Origin of the sequence: Trichocoleus sp. DQ-A2 (assembly GCF_039961915.1) — a bacterium.
In the GTDB taxonomy this organism is placed as follows: domain Bacteria; phylum Cyanobacteriota; class Cyanobacteriia; order Cyanobacteriales; family FACHB-T130; genus FACHB-T130.
The window spans coordinates 1-21,760 of record NZ_JAMPKD010000029.1; the positions used below are offsets into that span (position 1 = coordinate 1).

Genomic DNA, 21,760 nt, shown 5'->3' on the forward strand with positions numbered 1-21,760 from the left:
CGCCGAACCAGCCTACATACAGGCGGTTGTCGGTTGATGTAACCCAATCGCAAAACCGTTGCCATACGTTGGCGCTTTCGCGTCTTTGTAAGGTTGTGGTCATGTTTTTATGATTGCTTTGAATTTTCTAGGTTCGAGGTAGTAATTTCTCTACCTTGTTTTCAAGATTAACTCATCTATTGAGTTTTGTAAAGCTTTTTCAACAAAAATTTTTTCGGCTTCCTGATTCAGCCTGGAGGCCATTTCATCTGGCGTCCGCCCAGAATGTGCAAATGTAGATGGGGTACGGTTTGCCCCCCATCCGAGCCGGTGTTAATGACAACGCGGTAGCCGTTGTCGAGTCCGGCTTTTTCTGCAACATTCTTAACAATCAGTAACAAGTGACCCAGGAGGTCGCGATCCTGAGAATCGGCATCAGCAAGCTGGCGAATCGGCTGCTTGGGAATCACGAGAATGTGAACGGGGGCTTGGGGTTGAATGTCTTTAAAGGCAAGTGCCAGGTCATCCTCATACACAATGTCTGCGGGGATTTCGCGGCGGATTATCTTGCTGAAGATGGTTTCTGTCGTTTCACTCATGTTGCTTGGTTATTTCGGTGATTAGCTGTGCTTGCAGCCATTTTAAGCCCGGACGATAAAGCTAAGCGTGATCGCGGGAACTCTAATAAAAGATTCTGTTGGTTGGCTTCTCATAAAACTTGTTACAAACCCGTTTTCATTCAGAAACCGGGTTTGGATTAGGGCGAACATCAACAGCATTATCAAACAAAAGTGGGGCGAGATTGCCATGTTGGCTAGGGTTTGGAGTGCATCTATCGTCGGTATCGATGCGGTGAAGGTGGGGGTTGAAGTCGATGTATCGGGAGGATTGCCAGGAATTGTGCTGGTGGGATTGCCCGACACCGCAGTTCAGGAGTCGAAAGAACGGGTGAAGGCGGCACTGAAGAATGCGGGTTATGCCTTTCCGATGAAAAAAATTGTGATAAATCTGACCCCGGCGGATTTACGAAAGGAAGGCCCCAGCTTTGATTTGCCCATCAGTGTGGGTATCATGGCGGCGTCTGAGCAGGTGAGTGCCCAGTTGTTAGGAGATTATTTATTCTTAGGGGAAGTTTCCCTAGATGGAAGTCTTCGTCCGGTTGCCGGGGTGCTGCCAATTGCCGCCGCTGCCCAACGAATGGGAATCGCTGGTTTAGTTGTTCCAGCAAATAATGCGCGGGAAGCCGCAGTTGTCAAAGGTCTAGCCGTCTACGGTTTCAAAAATCTGTCCCAAGTGGCTGATTTTCTCAATGAGCCAGAGCGTTATTCGCCAGTGCAGGTGGATGGTAGAGAGGAGTTAGCCAAAACCCACTTCAGCAGTGCAGACTTAAAGGATGTAAAAGGACAAAGCTTTGCTCGCCGTGCCCTAGAAATTGCGGCGGCTGGTGGACATAACTTAGTATTTGTCGGACCACCGGGAAGTGGGAAGACGATGCTAGCGCGGCGCTTACCGGGAATATTACCGCCATTAAGCTTTGACGAAGCCTTGGAAGTAACTCAAATTCACTCGGTTGCAGGGTTACTTAAGAATAGAGGATCGCTAGTAAGCGATCGCCCTTACCGCAGTCCTCACCACTCCGCTTCTGGCCCCTCCCTGGTCGGTGGCGGTAGTTTTCCGCGTCCGGGAGAAATATCTTTAGCGCATCGGGGCGTTTTATTTCTGGACGAACTGACAGAATTTAAGCGAGATGTGCTGGAATTCTTGCGTCAGCCGCTTGAAGATGGCTTTGTTACCATCTCCCGCACTCGCCAATCGGTCATGTTTCCGGCTCAGTTTACTTTAGTTGCCAGTACCAATCCCTGCCCGTGCGGTTATTTTGGCGATACGATTCAAGCTTGCACCTGTTCCCCTCGACAGCGAGAACAATACTGGGCAAAGCTTTCTGGCCCTTTGATGGATCGGATCGATTTGCAAGTGGCAGTGAATCGCCTCAAGCCAGAGGAAATTACGCAACAACCGACTGGGGAAGAATCAGCACCTGTAAGGGAACGAGTAGAAACAGCACGCGATCGCGCTCATACTCGATTTAAAGGCGATCCATCGGTGCGTTGCAATGCTCAGATGCAAAGTGGTCATTTGCGGCAATGGTGTCAACTAGATGATGCTTCTCGCCACTTATTAGAAGCCGCTATTCGCAAATTGGGATTATCCGCAAGAGCCAGCGATCGCATTTTAAAAGTAGCGCGTACTATTGCCGATTTAGCTAGTAATGAAAACCTCAAAACCCACCACGTTGCCGAAGCCATTCAGTACCGCACGATAGATAGAATGCAGTGATATGGAAACAATAAGCCAGGACATTCTTGAAGTAGAGCGTGGCGTTATCTGTCATCAGGTGAATTGTCAGGGACGCATGGGAGCAGGTTTGGCTCTACAAATTCGCAATCGCTGGCCTATTGTCTACAAAGACTATCGCAAGTATAAGGAGCGATGGCAACTAGGAATGGTGCAATTTGTTAAGGTCACAGATGCACCCTTATACGTTTGCAACTTGGCAGGACAGTGGAATTATGGTCGTGCTAAGCCTGCTCAAGGTATTATCTACACTGACTATGAAGCGGTGCGGACGGGACTGAAGCAAGTTAATGATTGGTCAACCGAGAATGCTCTTCCGGTTTATATTCCTTCTGGTATGTCCTGCGGGCTTGCAGGTGGAGATTGGAACATCATCCAAGTCATCATCGAACAGGAGTGTCCTCATGCCATCATCTGTCGCAAGCCAGAAGGGGGCTAGAGATTGTTTCTGTTAACAATGAAGTGATTTGTGCGCGACGATTACCAGCACGAACGAACAGATTTATAGATAAAGAAGTAGTGGTAAAGGGAGGTTAGCAATCGCATTTTTTTGAATTAACCTTAATTTTGCCATTTCAACGGAGATGAAGACCTCAAGACCCATTATGTTGCCGCAGCAATTTAGTATTGCACATTCAATAGAATGCAGTAATTAAGATGAGTTTCCGCCCTGAAAAAGGCACAAAACATGCATTACAATCTTAGTTTATTAATTTCTTCCAGCAGGTTTTGATACTGTTCTTTATTTCCTTGCCGCTGAAACAAGTTAGCAGCTTTTTGAAAATCCTCAAATGCCTTTTTCTTGTCTCCTAAACTGCGGTGAGAAATTCCTCGGTCGTAATAACCGTAGGCATAATCAGGATTAATTTCGATAGCTCGATCGAAGTCTTTGATTGATTCTTGATAATTTCCAAGCCGTTGCTGAGCCAATCCTCGATAATCGTAGGCAAAGAAATTCATTGGGGAAAGGCGGATTGCCTGACTATAGTCTTCTGCTGCTCCCTGATAGTCTCTCAGAAATGTACGGGAAGTACCTCGCTCTAAGTAAGCTAAAACATAATTAGGGTTGCGCTGAATTACTTGGTTGTAATCCTCAATTGCTTGCTGATAATCTTTTAAATCCTGGCGGGACTTACCTCGATATAAGTAAGCTGCAACATAATTAGGATTAAGCTGAAGTGCCTGGTTAAACTCCTCAATGGCTCCTTGCTTATCTCCTTTGTCATAAAGAGTAATCCCTCGTGCGTAGTGCGAGATCGCCTTGTTAGAATTGCTACCCTGCGCCTGGTAATTTTCTGATGGATCGGCGATCGCTACTATCGCTACTAAAGGTGCAGTACTGATAATTGCTGTTACTGTTACCGAGGTGACTAAAAAGACAGATAAAGAATTCAAATTGAGAAAATTACAAGTCATCCTTAACTCCTTAATAAATCAAATTAGGGATTTTTCGACAAGAAGCATTTTTTGAGTCGCGGCATATCTGACCGTCAGTTGTACAATAAAACGGTTGTATTCTGCGACACTTGCTGTGATCGAGCGTTATACGTTGCCTGAGATGGGCAACCTGTGGACTGACACCTATAAACTGAAGACGTGGCTCCAGGTTGAAATTGCAGTCTGTGAAGCCCAAGCTGAACTGGGTTATATTCCAACCCAGGCGGTAGAGGAAATTAAGGCGAAGGCTAATTTTGACCCGAAGCGGGTGCTAGAAATTGAGGCTGAAGTCCGCCACGATATGATCGCGTTCTTGACAAACGTCAATGAATATGTAGGCGACGCGGGGCGCTATATTCACCTGGGATTAACCAGTTCGGATGTGCTGGATACAGCTTTGGCGCTGCAACTGGTAGCCAGCTTGGATGTGTTGCTGGCAGGGGTGGAAGATTTGATCGCAGCAATTCGCCAGCAGGCGCAGCAGCATAAAAGTACGGTGATGATTGGGCGATCGCACGGCATTCACGCGGAACCGATTACGTTTGGCTTTAAGCTGGCGGGATGGTTGGCAGAAGTATTGAGAAACCGCGATCGCCTTCAGCGTCTTCGCAAAGAAATTGCCGTTGGCAAGATTTCCGGTGCGGTCGGAACCTACGCCAATATTGAGCCGCGAGTTGAAGCGATCGCTTGCCAAAAACTGGGGCTTGAACCGGATACAGCATCGACGCAGGTAATTTCGCGCGATCGCCATGCCGATTTTGTACAAACTTTGGCTTTAGTGGCTGCCTCAATTGAGCGATTTGCGGTCGAAATTCGCAACTTGCAACGCACGGATGTCCTAGAAGTCGAAGAATTCTTCTCTAAGGGACAAAAAGGCTCCTCTGCGATGCCGCACAAGCGCAATCCGATTCGTTCGGAGCGACTGACAGGGATGGCACGAGTTGTCCGGGGTCATGCTGTTGCAGCTTTGGAAAATGTCGCCCTTTGGCACGAACGAGATATCTCTCACAGTTCCGTGGAGCGGATGATCCTGCCCGATTCCTGCACCATAACGCACTTCATGTTAGCGGAAATAACCGATTTGGTGAAAAACCTGCTGGTTTATCCCGAAAACATGGAACGGAATATGAATTGCTACGGCGGCGTTGTCTTCAGCCAGCGAGTCATGCTCACTCTGGTAGAAAAAGGAATGAGCCGCGAGGACGCCTATGCAACGGTGCAGTCTTGCGCTCATCAAGCGTGGAATAAAACCGATGGCGATTTCCACGATTTGATTGCTAAAGACAGCCGCGTTACACAGCATCTTTCTTCAGAAGAAGTTGAGGCGTGTTTCGCTCCGCAGCATCATTTGCAGCATTTAGACGAGATTTATCAACGTTTGGGGATTTGAGGAACCGCGAAGACGCACTAGCGGAGCCATGCGCGTTAGCGCTATAGAGCGCGAAGGAAGAAAAAGAAGAGTTTTCTTCTTCTCTTTCTTCCTTCGTGTCCTTCGCGTCTTTGCGGTTTATTCCTGTTCCACCCTGTACCCCAAATCTGCTAAATGTAGTCGAGACTGCCGCCATTTCGGCTGCACTTTCACAAATAACTCCAGATAAACTTTCCCCGCAATTAACTTTTGGATTTGTTCTCGGGCGGCACTACCAATCGCTTTGAGCATCGTTCCGCCTTTGCCAATCACAATCCCCTTTTGGGAGTCGCGTTCAACGTAGATAGTCGCCAGAAGGCGAGTAATCGTTGGTTCTTCCTCCACCATGTCAATCGTAACGGCGACTGAGTGGGGAACTTCTTCGCGGGTTAGCAGCAAAATTTGTTCTCGAATCAGTTCCCCCATGATGAAGCGTTCCGGCTGGTCGGTAACATAATCAGGAGGATAATAGTATGGCCCTGGTTCTAGGCGATCGCTTAGTAATTGCTGCAACGCCTCAACTCCCTCGCCCGTAAGGGCTGAGAACTTCACAATCGGCCAGTTGTAGGGTTCAGCTAGCTGCGTATAACTCTCATCAATTTGTTGGGAATCTGAGGATCTCAGGTCGATTTTATTCATCCCCAACATTACAGGCGTCTTCGTGCGGCTAAGGATATCGACAATATAGCGATCGCCTCCTCCAGAGTCTACCGCTCCATCCACCACAAACAGCACCAAATCCACCGACTCAATGGCAATCTGGGCATTTTTCACCAACACCTCCCCTAACTGGTGGTGCGGTTTGTGAATTCCTGGAGTATCGACAAAAATCATCTGCGCCTCTGGCGTCGTCAGGATACCCCGCAGTCGGTTGCGCGTCGTCTGCGCCACTGGCGAAGTGATGGCAATTTTTTGCCCCACCATATAGTTCATCAATGTAGACTTACCCACGTTGGGGCGTCCGATAATCCCAATAAAGCCCGACTTATATCCTTCCGGTGCTTTCGGAATGCTAAAAAATGCTGACTCGTCTAGGATATTTCCCTCGCCTTTATTAATTGCTGCGTTTGTCGTCGTCCCATCTTCCATGATGTTTGCGTTTTTAAAAACCCCTACATCACTGATAATACATACTCTCCTTCGTTAACTGCGTGATTGGTCGAAATATCAAAGACTAAACCAGCATTCTCCGCACAAACATCAATTAATTTTGGTAATTCCTGTTTATTAAAGCTAAGAATTTGATAAAGTCTTTCCCCAGCCTCAATTGAAGCACCTAGTTTGACTCTCGATTGGATCATCCCTCCGCTAGGCGCATAATATTTTTTTAGATTGCTTTTTGAAATAAAAGTTACTTTGTGGAATGCTGTTTGCGCCAAAGGAAATTCGGGAATCGATAAAATACCTTTCTGGGCTAAGTAATTTTTGATGCCTTGGACTCCTTTTTCTACTGATTCTGGATTCATTTGCATTCCCGAACCCAGTTCTAGCGTCCAAGATTCTTTATCAAAGACTATCGATTTCCCTAAAGTTTCTAGCTGATTTTCCAACGCTAACCAAGGCTTTAGGAAAGCTTCATCAAAAGCATCTCCATCATATTCATTTAGTAAAATTTCATGGTCAAGTAAAAAATACTTGGCACTTTCTTCTCTACGGTGGAAGCCATATAAGTAATCTATCGCTTGATTCGACGAGCTATGAATATCGATTACATAATCAGCATCCAAACATAAAGATTGTAGCTGATAGCGATATCGTTCGTTAAAAGGCGCTCCGCTGGAAGAGTTAATTTTTTCTAAAAGTTTGTCAAAACTTGTTTTAATACGTTTAAGATATTCGTTCTGTATAGTATCAATTCCAAGATTGATGTGAAATTTGGCAAATTTTTCTAAATTTTCACATTCTTTTTCATAGTCCCAAAAAATACGGTTCCAGTCTTTCCCATCAAATATATTGTATCGACCTGTAGAAAAGTAATGAGTCCGCTGATTGGTACTAATTGGATTGCAGACAGGAACCAGCCAAATTTCACCGTTGAGTTGGGTATCATTGAGCGTGATTAAAAACTCGATTAGTTGGTGAATAACTGCATTACCAACAATTTCCGCACCATGTAGATTGGCTTGCAAATATGCTTTTTTGCCAGGGTTAGCACTGATGAATTTATAAACTTGAATTGATAAGCGATCGCCTGAAGCAAGTTGCTGAATGGGAACTGTAGAAATAGTAGGAATCATCGATAAAATATCTTACATTAATCTGCCTTGACGAAGAGAAATCGCGGCTATACAGACGAAACATACCTACGTAGGTTTTAATGCTATCTGCGAAAGCAGACTTTGTTTGTATAGCTGCGATTACGAACATCGCTAGATAATTTACAAACAAATCATGTACCGGGTAAGGTACGCAAACGCTCATCCAAATGAATGCGATCGCTTAAAGCATGAAGTAATGGGCCATGAGCGCCAAACTCCACTATACTGACCGAACCCACGGGACATCCCAAGCGAAAGCGAAAGCGTCCGACATCAATTCCTAGCAAGCTACAGAGCATAATCCGGATAGTCGCTTTGTGTGCAACAATCAAAACATTGCCGTTGCTAAACCGCTGCTTGATTTCTTCAATCACTTGTAACGAACGGTGAGCGATCGCTACCGCTAATTCTCCTTCAGTCGGCGGATACCAAGCGGGATCGGCAGTCCAGCGAATATAATCATCGTGATACTCCCGGTCAACTGTTTCTACAGTTTTTCCTTCCCAATTGCCATAGTTAATCTCCTTCAAACCGTCCCGCAATTCCATCTGCATCCCCACAGCTTCACACAGCGGTTTTGCAGTTGCTACGGTACGCCGCATCGGACTACAAAAAATAGCATTCCAGGGTAGGGAACGGTAAGCAACAGCAAAAGCTTTTGCCATCTCTACACCATCTGGGGTCAAATCTGGATCTATGGAACCACAGAAAACATTATCTCGGCTGCGGTCTGTCTGTCCGTGGCGGAGGAAATAAAGCTTTAGACTCAAGGTAGTTTTCTCCGATTATCTGAGTTAAGGATACAACCACCTTTGGGATAATGATGTTTTTACGCGCACCCTTATCTAGCCTCAAAGAGTTTAGCGTCAACTATCAGAATCATAGGGAAACGGCTTACTTGTATCGAAAATATCAGCGAATTCGTCCTTAGTCATCCCAGTTTCAGCCAGTATCCGATTTATTGACTCACTGCTACTTGCTTCGTCCTCCACCTTTTTGGTTGCGATCGCGCAGTAGTCACATTCTAAGCTAGTTTTCACTGAGGTGAGTTGAGAGCGATCATCCCAATACAATTAAATTATTTCTATGATGAAGTGAAGGCACTAAGGAAATAAAAATGACTGTGTATGACGAAACCATAGCTAAGATTCGCCAACTTCCAGAGTCAGTTGTCCAAGAAGTCAACGATTTTATAGACTTTTTGCAGATGAAAAAAGACAGCGAGCGCTCTTCATTCTCGATGCAGCTTACCGAGAATATGGAAATCGCTGAATCAGATTTTTCCGATTATCTGTCTAATTTAGAAGATTATGAGGAACGTCTATCGCGTGGAGAAATCCAGTGGTAGCGATCGTACGGGGAGATGTAGTTTTATGCGATCTTAACCCGGTAATAGGGACAGAACAGGCAGGGATAAGACCTGTTGTAATTGTACAGATCGATCGAGCTAATGCGGTCAGCCCTCATACTATCATTGCCCCTTGTACGACGAAGATTCGTCGTGCGCTTTTGCCATCTCACGTTTTCGTTCCCGCGGGGGTTGGCGGCTTAAACCAAGATTCAGTGATACTTTGCGAACAGATTCGAGTGGTAGATAAATCCAGAATAATTAAAGTGCTAGGTCATTTGAACAATTCTTACCTGCAAGAATTAGCTACAGCCTTGTGCGCCATTCTTAATTTATTTAGAGGTGAAGGAGAAGATTTAAGCAGCTAAGCTGTTACTAACCTGATGGAAGGGTGACGTGCGAACGCCATGAAATTTTCATGACGCTCGTACTTGGATGAACAGCTCCAAATCTGACCTTTATTAAAGGCTGCATTGGAATAACGAATGTATGAACTAGGAGGAAGTAAAGCTTATTGTCAGTGGTAGTTAGACCGTTGGGTTACTACGCAAGTACCCGCCCCCCTGCTCTGTGCTTAGATTAGTAGAAGTGTTATCGTCACCATCACGCCAATATCCCTCAACATGGGTTCCATCTGCTCGGTCATAATCATTAACCCAGTGAGGATCAACTTGGTGGACATTAGACTCCCCTTCCGAAACATCTTCGAGGAATGCAACCTCGGTATAACTGACTATGTCTCTAGCAGTTTCTACTGTGTCGCCTACCACTTCAGCAGCAAAAACTGGTTCACCGCCTATATCCAAGAGTACGTCTCCGATCCCAATAGCAAGCGTACTGATCAAGACAGTCTTAGCGAGTTCTTTAGCACCGTGACCAGCTGATTCTAAGTCATTGTTAAGTACACCATTAACCACCTGTCCTGCATTGCTGGCAGTGTGTGAGATTGTTCGTCCAACTCCTGTAGCTGTAATCTTAACTACACGCCCAGCTTCGCCAAGACCCTCTTTGACCTTCTCGCTGTCGTCGGTAGCAATTCCATGAACTGTGGTAACTGCACTATCAGCTAAACTTCCCACCATCTCTCCCGATGCAACAGTCGCCTGGTAAACTCCTTGCCCTACCTCCTTGAGAAAGGTGCTATCCACAACTGTTCCCACAGCTTCCACTCCACCGCCAATAACTCCGCCCACTACCTTACCTGCAAAACCGCCTAGCTCTTTCAGGAATCCCATGTTAGCCTTACCTTGCGCTTTTCGTAATTGTGAAATTTTTACTTCGATAAGGGTTTTATATCAGAAATTTCACGAGCTTTTTAGTAAGATTTGAGTAAGTATTTACGAAGCATTGATGAAGTTTAAACTAAGATGAATTTTATAGTGAGCTATATATACTAATTTCCCCTTGGCATTAACTCACAGGCTAAAGTGAAGTATCGCTCGTCATCATGTATCAAGAAATGGTGACTTCCACTCATCCTAACTACCTCAACGCCAGCTCTAACAAGGGCTGCTATCACTTCGCGCCCCGTCAAACTCGGCAGTTATAGTCATCCCTAAATCAAAACTCTTTGAACGCTAACAAATTCCAACGACTCTGCCGTTTATTCCTCGACTTCCAAACAAAACTCAATGGCTTCTCGAATACGTTCCATGAGTTTACCTAAAGATTTTGCTCGTATATAACAACCTGGAAGATTTGGCATAGAAGCGACAAAGTATCCCTCAGAATCACGCTCAATAATTACGTTAAATTCTCTGCCATTTTTAGCCTTTTACCACTTCAAAAATGCGGCATCGCTTCCCTGTTCGCGCCTAATTTTTGAATCCTTCTCAAACCAAGTGATAATCTGCTCAGGTGTTAACTCTTCAATAACAACACCGTACTCTTCCGCGATGTGTTTCAACACTCTTAAGGATGAAATAGTTAATCTTGTTATAAATTTTTCATGAGTTTGAAGCAGTGCTGAATCTACCTTAACCGCTTCTTCGTAGGTTAAAAACTGTTCTGATGGTTGCTGTGGTTGAGTCATAAATATTTTTAGTTACTGTTCCTTAATTAAATAGCCGCAGCGATGTTCTCCGTTAATAATCCAGTGCGTCCGTTCTACTTTACAATCTTGCAGAGCAGCAGCAAACATTTCTAATTCATGTCCGCAAACGCTGGGGAAAGACGAGGCGACGTGGGAAATGGCACAGTTATGTTCTACCAATATAAATTGAGCATCGTTTTCCTCCAGAGGATACCACTCTGCCATATAGCCTTCAGCTTTGCGGAGTTCGACTAATTTGGCAACGCGATCGCGCAAATTTCCCTTTCCCAGCCTCACTTGATATTCCATTGCCTTGCGTTCCCAGTGCTTTCGCAACACCGTACTTGCTTGCTCATAACCGAGCGTTTCTGTCAAGGTGTCTAGGAAATCAACGGCAAACTCTCCGTAACGACTGGGGAAGCGATCGCGCCCTTCTTGACTCAGCTCGTAGACGTGCTGCGGGCGTCCCATCGCCGCAGGCACCGATTGATGCACGATTAGCCCTTCTGTCTCCAAATCCTTCAGATGACGCCGAATCGCCTGCGGACTTACCTCAAAGGCGTCAGCCAGCTCCTGAGCCGTGGCTTGACCTGTTTTCAGTAAATGTTGCAAGATGTCCTGTTTGGTGGAAGGCTGCTGAGTAATCGCCATCGTCTTGCGGTAAAATTCCTACTGGACTTTGACAACATCTATGTTGCTAAAGTATTTTAAAATAGAATTAAGTAAAGCAACAAGCCTGTTGTTTTACTATTGTAATTGCAGTTTGACTGGGCGATCTACTCTGGACGCCCATGCCCTGAGCCTGCCATCCTGAGAGATTTGTCCGAAACAAACACGCGAGAACACTTTTTTCTATGACTGCTAGCGTCAAAACCTTAGTCAATCAGCCCTATAAGTACGGCTTTGTCACAGACATTGAGACAGATAGCATTCCTCGCGGTCTCAGTGAGGACGTTGTTCGCCTGATCTCCGCCAAGAAAGAAGAACCGGAGTTCATGCTAGAGTTTCGCCTCAAAGCCTATCGGCAATGGTTGAAAATGACCGAACCAACTTGGCCTCATGTCAAGTATCCGGCTATTGACTACCAGGACATCATCTACTACTCCGCGCCGAAGCAAAAGCCCAAAAAGCTGGGTAGCCTAGATGAAGTCGATCCAACTTTGTTAGAAGCCTACGAGAAGCTAGGGATTTCGCTTTCAGAGCAAAAGCGGTTGTCTAACGTTGCCGTAGATGCCATCTTTGATAGTGTTTCAGTTGCCACAACATTTAAAGAGAAGCTAGCCAAAGACGGCGTGATCTTCTGTTCCATCTCCGAAGCTTTGCGGGAACACCCCGAACTGGTGCAGAAGTACCTCGGCAGCGTTGTGCCAGTAGCAGATAATTACTTCGCCGCCCTCAACTCAGCCGTATTCAGCGATGGTTCCTTCGTCTACATCCCCAAAGGCACCAAATGCCCGATGGAACTCTCCACCTACTTCCGCATCAACAGCGGAGATACGGGGCAGTTTGAGCGCACGCTAATTATTGCCGAAGAAGGCAGCTCTGTGTCATATCTGGAAGGCTGCACAGCACCGATGTTTGACACCAACCAGCTGCACGCGGCTGTGGTGGAACTCGTTGCCCTCGACAACGCTGAAATTAAATACTCCACGGTACAAAACTGGTACCCCGGAGACGAAAACGGCAAAGGCGGTATTTACAACTTTGTCACCAAGCGCGGGCTGTGTCAGGGAGTCAATTCCAAGATTTCTTGGACACAGGTAGAAACGGGTTCCGCGATTACCTGGAAGTACCCAAGTTGCGTGTTAGTTGGCGATAATTCTGTGGGTGAATTTTACTCCGTTGCGCTGACGAATCATATGCAGCAAGCCGACACCGGAACCAAGATGGTGCATATCGGCAAGAACACCCGCAGCACGATTATTTCCAAGGGAATTTCGGCGGGTAAGTCGGCAAATAGCTATCGCGGTTTGGTGAAAATTGGCCCCAAGGCAAAGGGTGCGAGAAATTATTCTCAGTGCGACTCGATGCTGATTGGCGATAATGCCCAAGCGAATACTTTCCCTTATATCCAGGTGCAGAATAACACTGGGAAAGTGGAACATGAAGCTTCTACCTCGAAAATTGGGGAAGAACAGCTGTTCTTTTTCTCGCAGCGGGGCATTTCCGCAGAAGATGCTATTTCGATGATGATTAGCGGCTTCTGTAAGGATGTGTTTAATCAGCTGCCGATGGAATTTGCTGTTGAAGCTGATAGGTTGTTGAGCATGAAGTTAGAAGGCAGTGTGGGATAAATGAAACTACAGATGAACACAGATAAACGCCGATAAATTATTCGTGTTTATTTGTGTTTATCTATGGTTGATTTTTTTACTCACAAAGGTAAGGTGGGCATTGCCTACCTTTAGGCTGAAATAGAATAAAAACCGCGAAGACGCTAAGGGCACAAAGGAACAAGAGAGGAAAGATGATTATTGAAAATAGTGAGGTGATCCTATCAGTTCGGGATCTCACGGCAAATGTTGATGAAACTCCGATTCTTAAGGGTTTGAATCTGGAAGTAAAGGCGGGAGAAATCCATGCCATTATGGGGCCAAATGGTTCTGGCAAAAGCACCTTTTCTAAGGTTTTGGCTGGACATCCGGCGTATGAGGTGACGGGCGGTGAGGTAATTTTCCGAGGTCAAAATCTTCTAGAAATGGAAGCAGAAGAACGCGCTAGGGCTGGGATATTTTTGGCGTTTCAATATCCTTTGGAAATTCCTGGCGTTAGTAATGTGGATTTCCTCAGAGTTGCCTATAATTCCCGCCGCAAGGCTGAGGGATTAGAGGAATTGGATGCTTTTGATTTTGATGAGTTGGTGCATGAAAAGCTGGATGTGGTAAAGATGAATCCTGCTTTCCTTAGCCGCAGTGTAAATGAAGGTTTTTCTGGTGGTGAGAAGAAGCGAAACGAGATTCTGCAAATGGCCCTGCTAGAACCAAAGTTAGCAATTTTGGATGAAACGGATTCAGGGTTAGATATTGACGCGCTGAAGATTGTGGCGGATGGTGTGAATCAGCTGGCAAATGCAGAGAATGCGATGCTGGTGATTACTCACTATCAGCGACTACTTAATTACATCGTGCCAGATTTCGTTCACGTCATGGAAGCCGGACGAATTATTACCAGTGGTGGTAAAGAATTGGCGTTGGAATTGGAATCTCGCGGTTATGAGTGGGTAAGGGAAGAAGAAGCAGCTGAGGTGGGTGCAAAATGACAATTCAAGTAACTTCTATTCCCAATCCAGAAGAAGTTGGGTTAAAGTCTGCTGCGGCTAATCGAGATGCCAAGCTGGTTGAGTTGTTAAACTTGTCTCGCAGTCAAGAATTACAGGTACTCGATCCAGAGATGGTTGGCTGGTTGCAAGAGTTACGCGATCGCGCGGCTTCCTGGCTACCTCTCCTCAAGTTTCCCACAACTCGCGATGAAGAGTGGCGCAACACTGACATCTCGCCTCTCTTGAAGTTGTCTTTCCAAGCTGCGAAATCTGCGGATGTACCCCAGTCAGCAATTGAAGGCTTAACTTTAGCAGAAGCAGCCGAAAGTCGTCTAGTTTTCGTGAACGGTGTTTATGCACCGGCGCTGTCATCTGTTTCTAATTTACCAGATGGGATATTTGCCGGAAATTTAGCCCAACTGCCAATCACTTATCGCACTCGCATCGGTAATTATTTCGCCCAGCAAAAGGGTTTTGATGAGGTATTCACCGCCCTAAATACGGCAGGATTAACGGATGCTGCTGTAGTGTGGGTAGCGAAAAATGTGGTAGTTGAAACACCGATTCATTTGCTGTTTCTATCTACTTTTAGCGATCGCCCGACTCTCTCTCAGCCACGCTGTTTGGTTGTCGCGGAACCGAACTCTCAAGTAACTCTGATAGAAGATTATCTGCCAGTCGGTGATTGGTGTGCAGATAAAACTCATCCGTATTTAATCAATACGGTTACAGAGATTTGGGTAGAAGAAAACGCTGAAGTTCGCCACAACCGGATTCAACGAGATAGTGGCGCAGCGTTTCATATTGGCAAGAGTGCGATCGCTCAATCCCGCAACAGCCGCTACACTTGCAATGCAGTCAGTTTGGGTGGCAAAATATCCCGCCACAACTTAGAAATTTATCAGTTGGGCGAACAAACTGAAACCACCCTCAATGGTTTAACCATGATCTCTGGGGAACAGATTGGCGATACTCACAGCGCGATTATTCTCAACCATCCCCACAGCACAACTCGTCAATTACAAAAGTGTATTGTGGCTGACAAGGCTCATTCCGTATTTAACGGTAAAGTCTTAGTTGCCAAAGCAGCACAATTGACGGATGCGGGACAATTAAATCGTAACTTGCTGTTGTCGCCTAAAGCGAGAGTCGATACCAAACCCCAACTGGAAATCATTGCCGATAACGTGAAATGTACTCACGGTGCCACGGTAAGTCAGTTGGATGATGAGGAAGTCTTTTACCTGCAAAGTCGTGGTTTAGACAAGGTGAGTGCTAACAACTTGTTAGTTGACGCTTTTGCGATAGAAATTATCAACCAGATTCCTATCGCATCTCTGCAAACAAGTCTCTCTCGATGTGTCGCTTGTAGAACCCTCGAATAGTCTGGAATAGGTAATCGGTAATAAGTAATGTAATTTTGAAGAAATAACTTTTACCAGTTACCAATTACCAATTATCAATTACCCATTACCTTTTTACCCATGACTCTTACCAAAGATAGAACACTCGCCGATAAAGTCCGTGCAGATTTCCCAATTCTGCACCAAGAAGTCAACGGCAAACCCCTAGTTTATCTAGACAATGCCGCCACATCCCAAAAACCTCTAGCGGTGCTAAACGCCATTCGGGATTACTATGAGCAGTACAATTCAAACGTACACCGGGGCGTTCACACCCTTAGCGCCAAAGCCACAGACGCCTACGAAGGTGCTAGAGACAAAGTTGCTGCTTTCGTAAATGCTGCTTCGCGCCAGGAAATTATCTACACCCGCAATGCGTCAGAAGCGATTAACCTAATCGCTTACAGTTGGGGAATGAACAATTTGCAGCGAGAGGATGAAATCATCCTCTCCGTAATGGAACACCATAGCAATCTAATTCCTTGGCAGTTCGTGGCGCAAAGAACAGGCGCGGTGCTGAAGTTTGTAGAACTAACGCCAGACGGAATTTTTGATTTAGAACACTTCAAATCTCTAATTTCCGACAAAACCAAACTGGTTAGCACCGTTTATGTTTCTAACACATTGGGATGTATTAACCCAGTTAAATCGATAACCGAAATCGCTCACAAATACGGTGCCAAAGTCTTAATTGACGCTTGCCAAGCTGCACCTCACATGGTGTTAGACGTGCAAGCGGTAGACTGCGATTGGCTAGTCGCCTCCGGTCACAAAATGTGCGCCCCAACTGGGATTGGCTTCCTCTACGGTAAGCTAGACCTACTGCGTTCCATGCCTCCCTTCTTAGGTGGTGGGGAGATGATCGCCGATGTATTTCTCGACCATGCTACTTATGCAGATTTACCGCATAAGTTTGAAGCCGGAACGCCATCAATTGGGGAAGCGATCGCGCTTGGTGCAGCGGTAGATTATCTTAGTGCCATTGGTATGCACAATATCCATACCTACGAAGCCGAATTAACAGCTTATCTCTTCCAACAGTTGCAGCAAATCCCAGAAATCAAAACTTATGGGCCACAACCCACCAGCACCGGAGAAGGTAGAGCCGCACTCGCTGCATTCACCGCTGGAGATGTCCACCCTCACGACTTATCCACCATTTTAGATCAAGCTGGCATCGCCATTCGCGCCGGACACCACTGCACCCAACCTCTACACCGTTACTTAAAAGTACAATCTACTGCACGGGCAAGTTTGTATTTCTACAACACCCGCGAAGAGATTGACGTTTTCATCGCATCTTTGAAGGAAGCTGTCGAATTTTTTGGCAGTATTTTCGGCTAAGTCAACTTAAGCCCTGGCGAATGTAATTCGCGGCTACACAAACTAAGTCCGCCTGTGCGGACTTAAAAAACTCAAAGTTTTGAAACCTGCGTAGGCAGGTTAAATTTTGTGTAGCTGCGGTTTCATCTGCCCCTTGTAAGTAATCGAGATTGATTTAATTGAATACTATATTAATAAAATAGATACAATTTTTGGTGCTTTATCTAGTATTCTTGTTGAGTAATTAGTTTCGCTGGATATAAGCTATTTTCAAATTTTTGGAAGGCATTTTAAATTTAAAGTAAGGTGGTCAACTTCAATCGTACTAGCAATTAGTATTAACTACAATCGAATCTTTGGTTTCTAGTTGATTTTCCCATTGAATAAAATATTATTTAACGTTTAAAACTTGGCTTCTATAAAAATTGTATTGTCAATCCTGGCTTCTGTGAAATCAGTATTTTGGAGTTTTGCTTGAGTAAAATTGGCATCAGTTAAATCTGCGCCGCTAAAGCTTGTGTGGCTTGTAGCAAAGGTGATGGCATAGCCACACAGAAAGCCTATAGGCACTAAGATTACAGAAGTCACATAATAATCATCCAAATTAAAATGGAATAAGCCCCCAATGAAAAGGGCGATAACAAAACTTATCAACGGTACAAGTGTAGTAATTCTCCCTAATTTTATGGGAATAACTCCAAATAGGGTATGCAGGAAGACAAAAAATAGATAAAATAGATGGTCGAATCCATTCAAACCAGCATTTTTAAATGCTACTATCATTGAAAATAACATTAATAGCAATTTTAATCTTTGCGTTGGATCGGTTATGAATAAGTTAACTAATGTTAAAATAGTTAATAGTATGATGACGGGAATCGCTATTAATACAAATAATTCAATTATAAAAATTATTCCTGACGCATATTCATATAATTTTGGAATTTCAAAGAAAATCCCTAAACACCCACCTAATAAAGCCGCGATCGCGCTGATGTTTAACAATTTAATCCTATCTGGACGGCTTGCTTTGACTGTTGAAACGGCGCTGGCTCCAGCGAGAATTCCAATTAGAGCAGCAAGCTTTCCTATATACACGTCACCCTCCAAAAATAAAGGAATAAACCTTTCTGAGTAGGGGTCATCTAAAATATTCTCTACTTTATTTAAGGTAACTGAACTAAGCGCCAGAGCCAGGATAGCAGTACCCAGCCCAAATTGCGTCAGGGTCCCTATCCTAATTGCTCTTTTTGCACTAATCTTGCTAATAGAAGTTTTAGCTAAAATTCTTGCCCCTAGAACAACCCCAGGTAGGATTAACATTGCTCCTAAAGATACCGTTAACAGCTCCGCTACATCTGCGATGGCTTGACCAGTAACCGCAGCATTTGTTGTGATTTTATTCACTAAACTATCTAAAATAGTAGCCGCAACCAGTAGAATAACGCCTAAGAGCAAGATTAACCAAGGCGATCGCAGTCCTCCTTTAACGCGGCTGAAATTAGCACCTGTGAGAATAGCGTTGCTGAAATCTGCACCTCGGATATCAGCATTGCTGAAGTTTACACCTCTAAGGTCTTGACCTATAAAACAGCGTCCTCGGAGGTTTTGACCAGAGAAATTTTGAGCCATGAAGCGCAGTGGAACATACTTGTTATCGGTTCAGTTGTAGCACGTTTGTGAATTCTGCTTTGATAGTAGCGATCGCCCTCCGAACTCACCACAATATAAGTATTGTGCGATCGCTTCTTAGTTTCAGACTAGGGAGTGATTACAGCTTCCTCCTGAACTTGACACAATCGCTACAAAGGGCTAGCAGGTCTGGTGGAGCGAAGGGAAGGGGAATGGTTATTAAATCTTGGATGGTGATTGGGGGCGTGACTCTTTTAGTGGCGATGGGGAGTAACATCATTACGCCAAATGATGTTAAGTGGTTCAAACGCCTGCAACGACCCAGGTGGATAACTTTTGAGCCATTAATTCCACTCATCTGGACAGTCGTTTTTATTTGCGGTGGTTGGTCAGCATATATCGTTTGGGAACGCACCAAAAATTGGGGACTAATGGCGTTCTATCTTTTAGTAGAAATTGCAATTGTCGCCTACAACCCAATGATGTTGAGGTTACGCAGTCTCAAAGTTGGCACGCTTATTGGCGCAATTGGTTCCGTTTTAGGTCTAATTCTGGCACTAACAGTCTTACCAATTTCCGGCTGGGCGTCTCTGTTGCTAGTTCCCTATGTGTTATGGAGTCCGGTTGGAACTTTTACCACCTGGAAAATGATGCAGCTTAATCCTGACGATGCTTAGAGACGCGGACGACCCCTCCTGACCGCTTCTTGCTAGGTTGCGATGAATAGTACCAACGCAAGGGTTTAACTTATGTCGAAGCAAGGACGCCCTGGGGCTAAGGCGGCGTAAAGCAGCTTATAGGGCAACACTTAATCCTTCCTTCTTGCTTGTCTTCCCTCACTAGCGGGGAATAGAGGAAGGTACGGGGAGGGAGAAATCCTACTTTCCCCGTTAATGAGGGATTTAAGGTGAATGCAGCACCTGTTCATAACGAGATCCGGCGCTTTCCCAGGTGTATTCTGTTTCGATGAGCGATCGCGCATTTTTCGATAACTGCTCTCTAAGATTCGCATCTTCAAACAACTTAGCGATCGCATCCACATACTCTTCCATCCGATTAGCCCGTAACGCGCGTAACGGCACGCTTTCCCCGTCCACCGCTAATCCTTCCAAACCGCGATCGCTGCCCACTACGGGCACCCCAGCTGCCATTGCCTCCAACGTTTTATTTTTGATCCCAAATCCTGTCCGCATCGGCACCACGCAGACGCAAGACTTGTGCAAATACTCTGCCATTGAAGGTACACGCCCCGTAACCGTAATCCCAGGACGCTTCCCTAAATCTACAACTTCCGTTCCAGGACGAGCGCCCACCAATTCCAGCGTCGCATCCGGATATCGCTTCTGAACCTCCGGGAACACCTCCAAACTAAAAAAGCGCACCGCATCAATATTCGGCGTGTTATCCATCGCCCCAACAAAAATTAATCGGTGTCCTCCCGGATCGGCAGAACGCATGGGAAACTGAGTAAAATCTACCCCATTCGGAATCACCTGAATTTGGGCGTTGGGATTAAATTCCTGAATTTGTTGCTTATCTTCCTCCGTCGTCACCACAATTGCCGAAAATTTAGAACAGTAGCGCTGCTCATAGCGGCGCAACAGCGGCAAATTCAGCTTGTCTCGTAATGGCTTCTCAGATGTCCCCGTTTCTAGCTGGTTCTTACACGTCCCGTAGACAGAACTATGAATATTTACCAGCGTCCGCAGCGCTGAGGTTTTCCCATCCTTGCGCCGCCACTCAGGGCGCACATAGATTTCATTCACGCAATGTTCGCAAGTAATCGCCTCAAACTTGCCAGCAGCAACTGCTTCATCCACCCATTTCTGAATCTCTGGCGAGTAGAGAGACAGCACGCTGGGGGGTGTTCCCTCCTGCAAAAACGTACTGAAGCGCCGCAGTTTCCCCAACACTCCTCCTTGAGAATTTTCCCGTGGACGAGAAAAAACCACCAACTCGTCCACCCACTCTTGTAGTCCTTTTATTTCTTCGTCCGTAACATCTCCACTGCGCTGCGTAATTAGAGTAATTGCATGGCTAGACTTGAGATACTTGAGTAAATTAAACGTCCTTACTTGCGTTCCCCCCCGTGTTGGCGGATAGGGAAAGGTGGAAGAGAGCATTAAAATCTTCATCGTAGACTGAGCGTTTGGTTAGATTTTACGGAGAGGGATAATATCGATACTATAGACTTTCGCCTCCTACTAGACTGGCCAGAGCGTGTCTCTACTGCGTAAAAATAATCAGTAACAACTTCAGCTTATGCCCAAAGTTAGCATTTCCATCCCCACCTACAATCGAGCTAATTTGTTGCCTTATGCAGTAAATAGCGTACTGGCTCAAACTTATACAGATTTTGAACTAATCATCTGTGACGATGGTTCTACTGATGACACCCCAGAAGTCGTGAGTCAATGGAACGATCCGAGAATTCGCTATATCCGGCACCCGGTTAATATTAAGCGCAGCCGAAATATGCGTTCTGGTTTTGATGCCGCTGGTGGAACTTATTTTATTAAGTTTGACGATGATGATGCGTTAACGCCTGAATTTTTAGAAAAAACGGTAGCTGTTTTAGACGCTAATCCAACCATAGATTTTGTTTGTACAAACCACTGGATTATAGATGCCAGGGGAGAAAGAAATGAATCAGCTACTTTAGAAAATTCTGCTAAGTGGGGGAAGGACAAACTCAACGAGGGAATGATTCCGGATTTAATTACGGAAACTTTCCAAAAACAAAGCTTACAGGTTGGTTCTACGCTCTTTCGGATGGAGTGTTTGAAAGAAGTTGATTATATGCGCCCGGAAGCAGATGGTTGTGAGGATTTTGATTTACTGGTGAGGTTAGCGATCGCAGGCAAAAATGGATACTTCCTGCCAGAATTTTTGATGGAATATCGAATGCATGGCGGTCAAACCAGTCTGAAACAAAATATTCACTTTTTAAAAGCAAAATCTTTCTGTCTAAATAGTTACAAATTTCCGGAAGAACAATTAGAAAAAGCCCGATTAAATAAACTTGCCGGAACCCGGAAAGCACTGGGCTTAAGGCTGATTGAAAATGGCGAAACCTCAGAAGGACGCAAGCTTTTGCAAGAATCTAGCCAGATTTTGGGGAGTTCGCGTCAAGCAACCTTTGGGATTATGCTGTCTTATTTGCCTACTAGCTTGCGGCAATTCGCTCTCCAAACCTTTCGTCAACTTCGCCCTAAAGATTACGCCGAGCAAGTTCGGAAAGCGGCTAATTCATGAGAAAGCAAATGGGAGCGATCGCTGTTCCCAGCTAGCTGGCGAAACACCGCGTTTAATGCGTTTCACCAAGT

Annotated in this window: 24 protein-coding genes; 11 read left to right on the plus strand and 13 right to left on the minus strand. The window is 45.3% G+C overall.

The window, feature by feature from the left end:
• Nucleotides 1–227: 227 nt before the first annotated feature.
• Nucleotides 228–578, minus strand: coding sequence for a histidine triad nucleotide-binding protein (locus tag NC997_RS23120; RefSeq protein WP_190527589.1), 351 nt, complete (start codon nucleotides 576–578; stop codon nucleotides 228–230).
• Nucleotides 579–786: 208 nt separating this feature from the next.
• Between NC997_RS23120 and NC997_RS23125 the strand changes: the two genes are divergently transcribed.
• Both NC997_RS23125 and NC997_RS23130 read left to right on the plus strand, forming a co-directional pair.
• Complete coding sequence (locus NC997_RS23125) at nucleotides 787–2,316, plus strand: YifB family Mg chelatase-like AAA ATPase (RefSeq protein WP_190527591.1); 1,530 nt, start codon at nucleotides 787–789, stop codon at nucleotides 2,314–2,316.
• 1 nt (nucleotide 2,317) lies between these two features.
• Nucleotides 2,318–2,773 carry a hypothetical protein gene (locus NC997_RS23130; protein ID WP_190527593.1) on the plus strand — a complete coding sequence of 152 codons (456 nt, stop codon included), beginning with the start codon at nucleotides 2,318–2,320 and terminating at the stop codon, nucleotides 2,771–2,773.
• 254 nt (nucleotides 2,774–3,027) lie between these two features.
• Here the strand turns inward: NC997_RS23130 and NC997_RS23135 are convergent, their stop codons facing one another.
• Nucleotides 3,028–3,750, minus strand: coding sequence for a tetratricopeptide repeat protein (locus NC997_RS23135; protein WP_190527595.1), 723 nt, complete (start codon nucleotides 3,748–3,750; stop codon nucleotides 3,028–3,030).
• 115 nt (nucleotides 3,751–3,865) lie between these two features.
• Between NC997_RS23135 and purB the strand changes: the two genes are divergently transcribed.
• Nucleotides 3,866–5,161 (plus strand): adenylosuccinate lyase, encoded by a 1,296-nt coding sequence (purB, locus tag NC997_RS23140; RefSeq protein ID WP_190527597.1) that lies wholly within the window; start codon nucleotides 3,866–3,868, stop codon nucleotides 5,159–5,161.
• A 117-nt stretch (nucleotides 5,162–5,278) separates the two neighbouring features.
• Here the strand turns inward: purB and era are convergent, their stop codons facing one another.
• The 4 genes from era to NC997_RS23160 form a co-directional block, all read right to left on the minus strand.
• A complete protein-coding gene (gene era / locus NC997_RS23145; RefSeq protein ID WP_190527599.1) occupies nucleotides 5,279–6,268 on the minus strand; it encodes a GTPase Era in 990 nt (329 codons plus the stop codon).
• A 23-nt stretch (nucleotides 6,269–6,291) separates the two neighbouring features.
• Nucleotides 6,292–7,416, minus strand: a complete 1,125-nt coding sequence (locus tag NC997_RS23150) for a succinylglutamate desuccinylase/aspartoacylase family protein (protein ID WP_190527601.1) — start codon at nucleotides 7,414–7,416, stop codon at nucleotides 6,292–6,294.
• A 152-nt stretch (nucleotides 7,417–7,568) separates the two neighbouring features.
• Nucleotides 7,569–8,207, minus strand: coding sequence for a histidine phosphatase family protein (locus tag NC997_RS23155; protein ID WP_190527603.1), 639 nt, complete (start codon nucleotides 8,205–8,207; stop codon nucleotides 7,569–7,571).
• 96 nt (nucleotides 8,208–8,303) lie between these two features.
• On the minus strand, nucleotides 8,304–8,477 hold the full coding sequence (locus tag NC997_RS23160) for a hypothetical protein (RefSeq protein ID WP_190527605.1): 174 nt from the start codon (nucleotides 8,475–8,477) through the stop codon (nucleotides 8,304–8,306).
• Nucleotides 8,478–8,554: 77 nt separating this feature from the next.
• Here NC997_RS23160 and NC997_RS23165 point away from each other — a divergent pair, with 77 nt between their 5' ends.
• The gene (locus NC997_RS23165) at nucleotides 8,555–8,785 is read left to right on the plus strand and encodes a DUF2281 domain-containing protein (protein ID WP_190527606.1); all 231 of its coding nucleotides are present in this window, start codon (nucleotides 8,555–8,557) and stop codon (nucleotides 8,783–8,785) included.
• Nucleotides 8,779–9,153: a type II toxin-antitoxin system PemK/MazF family toxin gene (locus NC997_RS23170; RefSeq protein ID WP_190527608.1), complete on the plus strand. Its 375-nt coding sequence runs from the start codon at nucleotides 8,779–8,781 to the stop codon at nucleotides 9,151–9,153. Before NC997_RS23165 ends, NC997_RS23170 begins: the two co-directional genes overlap by 7 nt.
• A gap of 159 nt (nucleotides 9,154–9,312) precedes the next feature.
• Here the strand turns inward: NC997_RS23170 and NC997_RS23175 are convergent, their stop codons facing one another.
• The 5 genes from NC997_RS23175 to sufR form a co-directional block, all read right to left on the minus strand.
• Complete coding sequence (locus NC997_RS23175) at nucleotides 9,313–10,020, minus strand: hypothetical protein (protein WP_190527611.1); 708 nt, start codon at nucleotides 10,018–10,020, stop codon at nucleotides 9,313–9,315.
• A gap of 158 nt (nucleotides 10,021–10,178) precedes the next feature.
• Entirely contained in the window at nucleotides 10,179–10,304 is a 126-nt protein-coding gene (locus NC997_RS23180; protein ID WP_199306189.1) for a type II toxin-antitoxin system HicA family toxin, read from the minus strand.
• 84 nt (nucleotides 10,305–10,388) lie between these two features.
• A complete protein-coding gene (locus tag NC997_RS23185) occupies nucleotides 10,389–10,529 on the minus strand; it encodes a type II toxin-antitoxin system HicB family antitoxin (RefSeq protein WP_190527671.1) in 141 nt (46 codons plus the stop codon).
• A 30-nt stretch (nucleotides 10,530–10,559) separates the two neighbouring features.
• Entirely contained in the window at nucleotides 10,560–10,817 is a 258-nt protein-coding gene (locus NC997_RS23190) for a hypothetical protein (RefSeq protein ID WP_190527613.1), read from the minus strand.
• Between the two features lie 12 nt (nucleotides 10,818–10,829).
• A complete protein-coding gene (gene sufR / locus NC997_RS23195; RefSeq protein ID WP_190527615.1) occupies nucleotides 10,830–11,468 on the minus strand; it encodes an iron-sulfur cluster biosynthesis transcriptional regulator SufR in 639 nt (212 codons plus the stop codon).
• Between the two features lie 203 nt (nucleotides 11,469–11,671).
• Between sufR and sufB the strand changes: the two genes are divergently transcribed.
• The 4 genes from sufB to NC997_RS23215 all read left to right on the plus strand — a co-directional run bounded on the left by sufB (nucleotide 11,672) and on the right by NC997_RS23215 (nucleotide 16,823).
• The gene (sufB, locus tag NC997_RS23200) at nucleotides 11,672–13,111 is read left to right on the plus strand and encodes a Fe-S cluster assembly protein SufB (RefSeq protein ID WP_190412101.1); all 1,440 of its coding nucleotides are present in this window, start codon (nucleotides 11,672–11,674) and stop codon (nucleotides 13,109–13,111) included.
• A gap of 173 nt (nucleotides 13,112–13,284) precedes the next feature.
• On the plus strand, nucleotides 13,285–14,076 hold the full coding sequence (gene sufC, locus NC997_RS23205) for a Fe-S cluster assembly ATPase SufC (RefSeq protein WP_190412100.1): 792 nt from the start codon (nucleotides 13,285–13,287) through the stop codon (nucleotides 14,074–14,076).
• Complete coding sequence (gene sufD / locus NC997_RS23210; RefSeq protein WP_190527617.1) at nucleotides 14,073–15,461, plus strand: Fe-S cluster assembly protein SufD; 1,389 nt, start codon at nucleotides 14,073–14,075, stop codon at nucleotides 15,459–15,461. The genes sufC and sufD overlap by 4 nt, the downstream gene beginning before the upstream one ends.
• Before the next feature lie 99 nt (nucleotides 15,462–15,560).
• A complete protein-coding gene (locus NC997_RS23215) occupies nucleotides 15,561–16,823 on the plus strand; it encodes a SufS family cysteine desulfurase (RefSeq protein WP_190527620.1) in 1,263 nt (420 codons plus the stop codon).
• A 381-nt stretch (nucleotides 16,824–17,204) separates the two neighbouring features.
• Here NC997_RS23215 and NC997_RS23220 read toward each other — a convergent pair whose 3' ends face one another.
• Nucleotides 17,205–18,434 carry a pentapeptide repeat-containing protein gene (locus NC997_RS23220; protein WP_199306190.1) on the minus strand — a complete coding sequence of 410 codons (1,230 nt, stop codon included), beginning with the start codon at nucleotides 18,432–18,434 and terminating at the stop codon, nucleotides 17,205–17,207.
• 212 nt (nucleotides 18,435–18,646) lie between these two features.
• Here NC997_RS23220 and NC997_RS23225 point away from each other — a divergent pair, with 212 nt between their 5' ends.
• Nucleotides 18,647–19,111, plus strand: a complete 465-nt coding sequence (locus NC997_RS23225; RefSeq protein ID WP_190527673.1) for a TspO/MBR family protein — start codon at nucleotides 18,647–18,649, stop codon at nucleotides 19,109–19,111.
• A 225-nt stretch (nucleotides 19,112–19,336) separates the two neighbouring features.
• Here NC997_RS23225 and NC997_RS23230 read toward each other — a convergent pair whose 3' ends face one another.
• Nucleotides 19,337–20,569, minus strand: a complete 1,233-nt coding sequence (locus tag NC997_RS23230) for a glycosyltransferase family 4 protein (RefSeq protein ID WP_190527622.1) — start codon at nucleotides 20,567–20,569, stop codon at nucleotides 19,337–19,339.
• Nucleotides 20,570–20,696: 127 nt separating this feature from the next.
• On the opposite strand from NC997_RS23230, the gene NC997_RS23235 reads away from it, so the two are divergent.
• Complete coding sequence (locus NC997_RS23235; RefSeq protein WP_190527625.1) at nucleotides 20,697–21,689, plus strand: glycosyltransferase; 993 nt, start codon at nucleotides 20,697–20,699, stop codon at nucleotides 21,687–21,689.
• Nucleotides 21,690–21,760 lie beyond the last annotated feature (71 nt).